At 68.2% G+C, this 8,517-nt stretch carries 8 protein-coding genes; 1 reads left to right on the plus strand and 7 read right to left on the minus strand.

What is annotated here, in order from left to right; all coding sequences use genetic code 11:
• Position 1: 1 nt before the first annotated feature.
• From AB0J69_RS09535 to AB0J69_RS09565, 7 genes are all read right to left on the minus strand, one after another.
• Positions 2-778, minus strand: a complete 777-nt coding sequence (locus AB0J69_RS09535) for an ABC transporter permease (protein WP_364114714.1) — start codon at positions 776-778, stop codon at positions 2-4.
• Positions 775-1,545 (minus strand): ABC transporter permease, encoded by a 771-nt coding sequence (locus AB0J69_RS09540; RefSeq protein ID WP_364114716.1) that lies wholly within the window; start codon positions 1,543-1,545, stop codon positions 775-777. The genes AB0J69_RS09535 and AB0J69_RS09540 overlap by 4 nt, the downstream gene beginning before the upstream one ends.
• Complete coding sequence (locus tag AB0J69_RS09545) at positions 1,545-2,531, minus strand: ABC transporter substrate-binding protein (protein WP_364114718.1); 987 nt, start codon at positions 2,529-2,531, stop codon at positions 1,545-1,547. Before AB0J69_RS09545 ends, AB0J69_RS09540 begins: the two co-directional genes overlap by 1 nt.
• A 159-nt stretch (positions 2,532-2,690) precedes the next feature.
• A complete protein-coding gene (locus AB0J69_RS09550; protein ID WP_364114720.1) occupies positions 2,691-4,139 on the minus strand; it encodes a dihydroorotase family protein in 1,449 nt (482 codons plus the stop codon).
• A gap of 12 nt (positions 4,140-4,151) precedes the next feature.
• Positions 4,152-4,940, minus strand: a complete 789-nt coding sequence (locus AB0J69_RS09555) for an ABC transporter permease (protein WP_364114722.1) — start codon at positions 4,938-4,940, stop codon at positions 4,152-4,154.
• Positions 4,925-5,731 (minus strand): ABC transporter permease, encoded by an 807-nt coding sequence (locus tag AB0J69_RS09560; RefSeq protein ID WP_364114724.1) that lies wholly within the window; start codon positions 5,729-5,731, stop codon positions 4,925-4,927. The genes AB0J69_RS09555 and AB0J69_RS09560 overlap by 16 nt, the downstream gene beginning before the upstream one ends.
• Positions 5,731-6,606 (minus strand): ABC transporter substrate-binding protein, encoded by an 876-nt coding sequence (locus tag AB0J69_RS09565; protein ID WP_364114726.1) that lies wholly within the window; start codon positions 6,604-6,606, stop codon positions 5,731-5,733. Before AB0J69_RS09565 ends, AB0J69_RS09560 begins: the two co-directional genes overlap by 1 nt.
• A gap of 666 nt (positions 6,607-7,272) precedes the next feature.
• On the opposite strand from AB0J69_RS09565, the gene AB0J69_RS09570 reads away from it, so the two are divergent.
• Positions 7,273-8,517 (plus strand): nitrate- and nitrite sensing domain-containing protein (locus tag AB0J69_RS09570; protein WP_364114728.1); only part of this gene is annotated, 1,245 nt, incomplete at its 3' end.

The raw sequence follows: 8,517 nt of genomic DNA on the forward strand, positions 1-8,517 counted from the left end.
CTCAGCCGCGGCCGGCCTGCCGGTGCCAGACCAGGACCCGGCGCTCGGCCAGCACGAAAAGGGAGTTCACCACGTAGCCGAGCACGCCGAGCAGGGCGATCGCGGCCCACACCCCGGCGCCGTCGAAGCTGCGCTGGGCCTGCAGGAGCTGGTAGCCGATGCCGTTGGTGCCGCCGATGAGCTCGGTGATCACCATGAGGATCAGCGCCAGCGACAGGCTCAGCCGCAGCCCGGCGAAGATCTTCGGCGAGGCGGCGGGCAGGAGGACGACCCACAGCCGCTGCTGCACGGTCAGGTTGAAGACCGCGGCGGTCTCGAGGTAGGTGCGGTCCAGCGACCTGGCGCCGTCGATCGAGTTGAGCAGCACCGGCCAGATCACGCCGAACACGATCGTGGCCAGCTGCGTGGACAGGCCCGCCTGGAACAGCACGAGGAACACCGGCAGCAGCAGCGGCGGCGGGATCGACCGGCCGAACTCGATCAGCGGGTTCACGTAGTCGGTCGCGGTCCTGGAGCGCCCGAGCAGCATCCCCAGCAGGACCCCGATCAGCGCGGCCAGGACCCAGCCGCTGAACATGCGGCCGAGGCTGGGCAGGAGGTTGTCGATAGCGCCGTCGGTGAGGAACAGCCGCCCGGCCGGGCCGGAGAACCACAGCTCGTACATGCGGGCGACGATCGTCGTGGGCGGCGGGAAGTCGGTGTCCTCCACCGCGCGGGCGACGAACTCCCAGACGACCAGCACGACCGGGATCGCCCACAGCCTCGCGAGGGCCTTCATGACCCCTCCGTCCGCACCTGGTGCCAGTGGAAGAGGCGGCGCTCGCCGGCCAGCAGGGCCAGGTTCGCGACCACTCCCAGCAGGCCGGCCCATAACGTGGCCGCCATCATGAGGTCCATCCGGTTGCCGCTGCCCGCCACGTTCACGTAGACGCCGATGCCGGCCGCGCCGCCGGCGATCAGCTCGGCGCTGACGGCCAGGACGAGCGCGATCCCGGCGGCGATCCGGACGCCCGTGGCGACGAACGGGGCCGCGCTGGGCAGGCTCACCCTGGCCAGCACGGCCAGGGGGCCGAAGCCGAAGGCACGGAGGGTGTCCTTGGCCATCGGGTCCACGTCGTGCATGCCGTACAGGGTGTTGATCAGGATCGGCCAGACGGAGGCGTACACGATGACCGAGACCTTCATCAGCTCGTCCACCGGGATCAGCAGGATCGCCAGCGGGATGATCGCCACCGACGGGATCGGCCGCATGAACTCCAGGATCGGCCGGATGGCGCGCTCCACCGGAGGCAGCGCGCCGAGCAGCACACCCACGGGCACGGCCACGGCGATCGCGATCAGCAGGCCGAGCGCCCAGTTCGCGAGCGTCGCGACGACGCCCTCCAGGAACACGCCGTCCGCGAGGATCTCCCAGGCGCCGGCCAGGACGGCGGACGGCGCCGGGAAGACCAGGCCCTCGCCCAGGCCGTAGCGGATGAGCAGCTCTCCGGCGATGAGGAACCCCGCGACGCCGGCCGCGCCGCGGAGCAGTCGTGTCCCGGTCATCAGCCCGTCGTCGTCGCGATGACCGACTTCACGTCGATGGGGCTGGTGAGGTACTTGTACTCGAGCATCAGGTCGGCCACCTTCTGCAGGCGGGCCGCGTCGAGCGCGGTCGGGTAGGCGCCCAGGGTGATCGCCGCCGCGGTCTTGGCGTCGATCTTCGTGTACGTCGGCAACATCGCCTCGATCTCCTTGCGGTCCGAGGACGCGAGCTGCTGCGCCTTGGAGATCGCCCGCTGGAAGGCCGCCAGCGTCTTGGGGTTCTCCTTGGCCCAGTCCTCGGTGGCCATCCAGCCCGCGATCGGCAGGTCCGCCGTCGCGCCCGTCATCGTGTCGGCGATCGACCGGAAGCCGAGCGTGTTCGTGTTGGCCGTGATGAACGGCTCGGTGATCCAGCCCGCGTCCGCCTGGCCGGAGTTGATCGCGTTGCCCATCTCGGGGAAGGGCTTCTCGGCGAACTTGACGTCGTTCTCGGTGAGTCCAGCGGCCTTGAGCTGGGAGGTCACCGCCAGCGTGGCGATGTTCCTGAGGTTGTTGACCAGGACGGTCTTGCCCTTGAGGTCCGCCACCGCCTTGATGGGGGAGTCCTTCGGAACCATGATGTTGAAGGTGTCGGGCGCCGCCTGGTACATGTCCGCGACCAGCTTGATCTTCTTGCCCTGGCCCACGGCCAGGAACGTCGAGACGTAGTTGGTCTGCGAGATGTCCAGTGCGCCGCTCTCGATCTGCGGCAGCGCGGCCGCGCCACCGGTGATCGTGACCGGCTCCACGGTCAGGCCCTCTTCCTTGAAGAAGCCCTTGGCATTGGCGATGTAGAGGGCGACCGGGTCCGGGATCGGCAGGGCGCCGACCTTGATCGTGGTCTTCTCTAAGCCCGTGCTGTTGGCGGCGGGGCTGGGCGGCGAGTCACCGCCCCCGCCGCAGCCGGCGAGCACAAGAGCGATGGACACTCCCAGGACGACTGCCCGGGATCGTGCGTTGCGGGTCATCAAGATCTCCTACCAGGGGGTGGATGGCTCTTGGAGAGCGCCCTACGTCACTGGGCGGGAGCGTACCCGAGTAATGATCACTTCGGCACCGGCGTAAACGGCGCCGCCGCCCGGCGGGAGGGGAATCCCGGCCGTGCGGCGGCGTACGTTCTGGGGCGTTCAGGCAGGTCGGGACACGTACCGCCCGATGGGGGAACCCACGACCTTCCCGGACTCCAGCACCCGGTTGCCGCGGACGAACGTGTCCGACACCCTGGCGGTCAGTTCGAACCCTTCGAACGGTGTGTACTCCTGCGTCGACTCCGAGTCCTGCGCCCGCACCGTCCAGGTGTGCGCGGGGTCGACCAGGCAGATGTCGGCGTCGAAACCGGGGGCGATCGTGCCCTTGGTCCGCAGGCCGAACCGCTTGGCCGGGTTCCAGGAGGTCAGCGCGGCGATCCGGCCGTACGGCAGGCCCCTGCGCCGCCCCTCGGTGATCAGGCCGGGCAGCAGGTACTCGGCGCCGCCGAAGCCGGCCTTGGCCACGAAGACGTCGTCGCGCGGCTCGCCGAACTTGAGCTCCTCGCGGCAGCAGGCGTGGTCGCTGACGACCCAGCTCACGGTGCCGTCGAGGACGTACTCCCACAGCGCCTCGACGTCCTCGCGCGGCCTGATCGGCGGGTTCACCTTGCCGCCGATGCCGCTGGCCGTGTCGATGTCGGCGAGCAGATGCCCGATCGTGACCTCGCGCCGGAAATCGATGTGCGGGAACGTGGCCGCCATGCGCACGGCCGCGTCCATGGCCTTGCGGGAGGACAGGTGGAGCAGGTTGACGTTGGCCAGCCCGGTCTCGTGGGCGAGGTAGGAGGCGATGAAGACGGCCAGCCCCTCGGAGTGCGGGGGCCGGGAGGCGCTGTAGGCGGCCAGCCCGCTCAGGTCGCCGGCCTCCTCCACGAGCTTGGTGTAGGCCGTCATGATCTCGGCCGTCTCGCAGTGCAGCGACAGCGAGATCTCGTCCGCCAGCTCGGGCAGCCGCTCCCTGGCCGCCTGCACGCCGCGCATCACGAACTCGAAGTGCGCGTAGTCGTAGCGCTCACCCTCGGGCAGCATCAGGAAGGCCCGCTGGTCGTCGGAGCGCCCGTGCAGCCCGTGCCCGCCGTAGAACATGAAGATCTTGAACGACGGCACCCCGAACCGCTCGACCAGGTCGGGCAGCTCGCCGATGTGCCCGCTCGACATGGGCGCCAGGTGGAACCCGTAGTCCACGAACGCCCTGCCCTCGGCCTGCTTGAGCACCTCGGGGAAGAACTCGGCGTAGGGGCCGCCCCTGTTGAGGTAGTACTGGCCGGTGCGCATGTACGTGAGCGCCGTCGTGACGCCGCCCTGAGCGCTCGCCCGGCTCTCGGACTCGGTGTCCTCCGGCAGCGGGTTGTAGATGCCCCAGTGCTGGTGGGCGTCCACGACTCCGGGGAAGGCCAGCTTGCCGCCCCCGTCGATCACCTCGCCGGCCGCGGGCAACCCGGGCTCGACCCGGACGATGCGGCCGTCCGCGATGGCGATGTCCGCGTCGACCGGCTCGTCCCGATCGTGGGTCACGACCTTCACGTTCTTCAGCAACAGCTCGGTCACAGGGGGACTCTCCTAAGCGATGCGGTGAGCGTCGCGGTGCCAGGCGAGCACGCGCCGCTCCACCATGAGGAACAAGGTGTTGAGTGTGAAGCCGAGCACGCCGAGCAGCAGGACACCGGCCCAGATGGCCGGCATGTCGGCGTTGTTGCTGGCCAGGTTGAGGAGGTAGCCGATCCCCTCCGTGCTGCCCTTGAGCTCCGAGATGATCATCAGGATCAGCGCCAGTGAGACGCTCAGCCGCAGGCCGGCGAAGATCTTCGGCGACGCGGCGGGCAGGATGATCCGGACGAGCCGGAGATGCGCGGGCACGCCGAACACGGCGGCGGTCTCGATCTTCAGATGGTCGAGGTTGCGCGCGCCGTCGATGGAGTTGAGCAGGATCGGCCAGATGATGCCGAAGACGATGGTCGCGAGCTGCACCTGCGTGCCCATCGTGAAGAGCACGAGGAAGACCGGGAGCATGGCCGGCGGCGGCACCGCCCGGCCGAACTCGATCAGCGGTGAGATGTAGTCGGCCAGCGTGGCGGACCTGCCGATCGCGACGCCGAGGGCCACGCCCACGATCACCGCCACGCTCCAGGCCGAGACCACCCTGACCAGGCTGGGGACGAAGTTCTCGATGGCCTCTTCGGTGAGGATGTACGGCCCGGAGAACCACATCTCGTACATGCGGGACACGATCAGGGTCGGCGTCGGCAGGTACGGGTTCTCCAGGGACCGCGCGAGCAGCTCCCAGCCGCCCAGGATGACGGGGACCAGCCACAACCGCTTGACGATGGTGAGTATCACGTCGACCGCCACTTGAACAGTCGTCGTTCGGCCCGCACGAGAGCGGTGTTGACGACGAGCCCGATCGCGCCCGCCCACAGCAGGGCCGCGATGACGTCGATCATCGCGTCGGCGCCGATGCCCGTGCTCGCCTCGATGAGGAAGCTGCCGATGCCGCTCGAACCGCCCACGATGTACTCCACGCTGATCGCCAGGATGAGCGTGATGGAGGCGGCCAGCCGTACCCCTGTCGCGATGAAGGGGGCCGCGCTCGGCAGGGACACCCGCCAGATCACCGAGCCGCGTCCGAAGCCGAACGAGCGCAGGGTCTCCTTGCCCAGCGGGTCCACGTCACGCACGCCGTACAGGGTGTTGATCAGGATCGGCCAGGAGGCGGCGAAGACGATGAGGGCGATCTTGGCGTTGATCTCGGGCTGGAAGAAGAACAGCGCCAGGGGGATCAGCGCGACGGAGGGGATGGGTCGCAGGAACTCCACGAACACCCGGGTCATCTCCTCCACCACCGGGACCGTTCCCAGCAGCAGGCCGATCGGCACGGCCACCAGCACGGCGAGCGGCAGCCCGATGGCCGCCGCGGTGAGCGTGCCCCGCAGGTCGTCGAGGAAGACGGGGTCGACGGCGAGCGCGACGGTGCGCGCCAGCGTGTCGGCCGCCGGTGGCAGCCATTTGAGCAGGCCCGACATGCCCAGAATCTGCCAGGCGAGCAGAAAACCCGCCACGCCGGTGGCGTGACGGGCCAGCTTGATCAGCTTGGCGCGGGCGAGCGGGACCCGCTCGCGCCGCGCCGCGGTGACTGTGCTCATCATCCCTGAGAGGCGGAGTAAATCATCGAGGTGACGTCCATCTTCTGCTTGAGCATGCCGGCGTCGACCATGAGGTCCGCGACCCGCTGGATGCGCTGGGCGCTCAGGGAGGTCGGGTAGGCACCCAGGTTGATCGTGGCGGCGGTCTCGGCCGGGATCTTGGTGAACGTCGGCAGGACCTTCGTCACGGCGCTACGGTCCGTGGCCGCGATGTTCTGCGCCTTGGCCATGGCCCGCTGGAACGCGGCGAGCGTCTTGGGGTTCTCCGCCACCCACTTCTCCGTGGCGGCCCAGCCGGTGATGGGCAGGCCGTCGGTCGGGCCGGACATCGTGTCCAGCAGCATGGTGGCGCCGAGGTCCTTCTTGGCCTGGCTGACGTACGGGTCCGTCATCCAGACGGCGTCCACGTCGCCCTTGTCGAGCGCGGAGAGCCAGTTGGTGGTCGGAACCTCGACGTACTCGATGTCCGTGTCGGGGTTGAGACCGGCGATCTTCATGTGCGGGTTCATCGTGAGGGTGCCCAGACCCTTGAGGGCGTTGACGCCGATCTTCTTGCCCTTGAGGCCGGCGACGTCCTTGATGGGGGAGTCCTTCTTCACCATCACGCCGAACGCACCCGCCGCACCCTGATAGGAGTCGGCGATGTACTTGAACTTCTCGGTGCCCGCCTCCTGGATCGTCAGGATGGTGGCGTAGCTGCCGAGTACGACGTCCATGGTGCCGTTGGAGAGCTTGGGCAGCACCATCTGGGGAGCCTGGATCGGCTCCTGCTTGACGTTGAGGCCTTCTTCCTTGAAGAAGCCGCGCTCCATGGCGATGAACAGCGGGGCGGAGTCCGCGCCTGGGTACTGGCCGATCAGCAGGTCGGTCTTCATGCCGGCGGAGGCGCTGGAGCCGGTCGACTCCCCGCCTGAACCGGAACACCCCGTGACGACGAGGGTGGCGACAAGCCCAACCAGAGCAGTGCGCCCTAATGCACCGAACCGCATTGCGGGTCTCCTTTGAACCGAGGGGGGTGAAGTGCGAACGGGAGTGTTCAACGACGGAGGCACCCTAGCGCAGGCAGTACTACTCACCGCAGCCTGTACATAGGAAATTAACGAGATATATGCATATATAGGACGATTGGTGTGGTTTTGTCCGATTATCTGGGGCGCCTACCTCTTGACTTGGGGGGCGTGCAATGGGTGTTGTGTTTTGAGAAGATTGTCGGTTTATGTGGTGACTGCGATCTTTGCGGTATTGGCCGATCTCCTGTTGATGTGCTCCAATTAGCTCTCGCCCCAAGGGTGCGTCGGCGTCACACTGCAAACACAGGCAAGACGTGATCTTCGTGCACCAGACCATCCGAGGAGAGGTTGCGGAGGCAAGTGAAGAGTGTTGTCCCCTCTGTGGGCGGGGATCAGGGCTTAACAGACCAAGCCCCCCGAAACGCATCCCGTAAGCCACAGGCACCGGTTCCGGGCAAGAAGTCGGAGGCCGGCAGCCGGAGGGCGGGGGCTCGCTTCTCCCTGCGTAACTGGCGGGTACGCTCCAAGCTCGTGGTCCTGGTCGTCATCCCGACCATCGCGGCGCTCACGCTCGGTGGCCTGCGGGTCACCACATCGATCGCCACCGCCAACGAATACGCGCAGGTCAACGAGGTCGCCGTACTGGCGAGCCGGCTGACCGCCCTTGCCCACGAGGTGGAGGCCGAGCGCGACCTGAGCGCCAGTTACGTCGCACAGGGCCGCAGAAGCGGCAGCCCGGCGGACGTCGCCGCCCAGTACGAGCGCGTCGACAAGCTCGTTGTCGAGGTCAGGAGCGGCGTCGAGGACCTGGCGAGCGGCACCAGCCCGCACGCGGCCGAGGCACTGCGCATCAAGAACCGCCTCGACGAGCTCGCCACCTCGCGCAAGACCGCCATCGACTCCCAGCTCGACGTGAACTCCGTCATCGAGCTCTACGACCGGTCCATCTCGGACCTGCTCTCGCTCAACGACAAGATCGACCGAGGCGCGGTCGACAAGGAGCTGTCGGCGAGCGTCGCCGGCTTCGGCGCCCTGTCCCGGGCCAAGCAGTACGTCTCCACCCAGCGAGCCCTCCTCGTGTCGGCTCTGGCCACCCGGAGCTTCGGCAAGGACGAGCTCGACGCCTTCATCGCCGCCCGCGCCCAGAAGAACAGCGAGCTGAGCACCTACAGGTCGCAGGTCCCCCTGGCGCTGCGCCAGCTCTACGACGACACCGTCAGCGGCAAGGCCGTCGACCGCGCCGAGATCCTCGCGGCCCGGGCCCTGGTCCTCCAGGAGGCCGGCCTGGCCCTGATCGACCGCCAGGTCGGGCTCACCCGTGACGGCGAGGCGTGGTACGACGCCATCACCGAGACCATCACCGGCATGCGCAAGGTCGAGCAGCAGGTCGCCGAGAGCATCGTGCTGCGCAGCCGCACCCTGGAGGGCGCGGAGCAGCAGGGCGCCATCATCGTGGCCGGCGCGATCGTGCTCCTGCTCATCCTCGTGCTGCTGGTCACCGTGATCATGGCCCGCTCGCTGAGCGGACCCCTGCGCAGGCTGCGCAGGGAAGCCCTGTTCATCGCCGGACGTCGCCTGCCCGACACCGTCCGCCAGCTCCGCGAGGCGGAGACGGTATCGGACAACGTCGACGTCGAGCCGATCGGAGTCGCCTCCAACGACGAGATCGGTGAAGTCGCGCGGGCGTTCGACGAGGTGCACCGCGAGGCGGTCCGGCTGGCGGGCGAGGAGTCCCGGCTGCGCAGCAACGTCAACGCGATGTTCGTGAACCTTTCA

It is taken from the genome of Nonomuraea sp. NPDC049709 (genome assembly GCF_040674815.1).
Classification (GTDB): domain Bacteria; phylum Actinomycetota; class Actinomycetes; order Streptosporangiales; family Streptosporangiaceae; genus Nonomuraea.

Coding starts and splice junctions, on each gene's coding strand:
- AB0J69_RS09535 (WP_364114714.1), bottom strand. CDS start 778: ATGAAGGCCCTCGCGAGGCTGTGGGCGATCCCGGTCGTGCTGGTCGTC.
- AB0J69_RS09540 (WP_364114716.1), bottom strand. CDS start 1,545: ATGACCGGGACACGACTGCTCCGCGGCGCGGCCGGCGTCGCGGGGTTC.
- AB0J69_RS09545 (WP_364114718.1), bottom strand. CDS start 2,531: ATGACCCGCAACGCACGATCCCGGGCAGTCGTCCTGGGAGTGTCCATC.
- AB0J69_RS09560 (WP_364114724.1), bottom strand. CDS start 5,731: ATGAGCACAGTCACCGCGGCGCGGCGCGAGCGGGTCCCGCTCGCCCGC.
- AB0J69_RS09565 (WP_364114726.1), bottom strand. CDS start 6,606: ATGAAGACCGACCTGCTGATCGGCCAGTACCCAGGCGCGGACTCCGCC.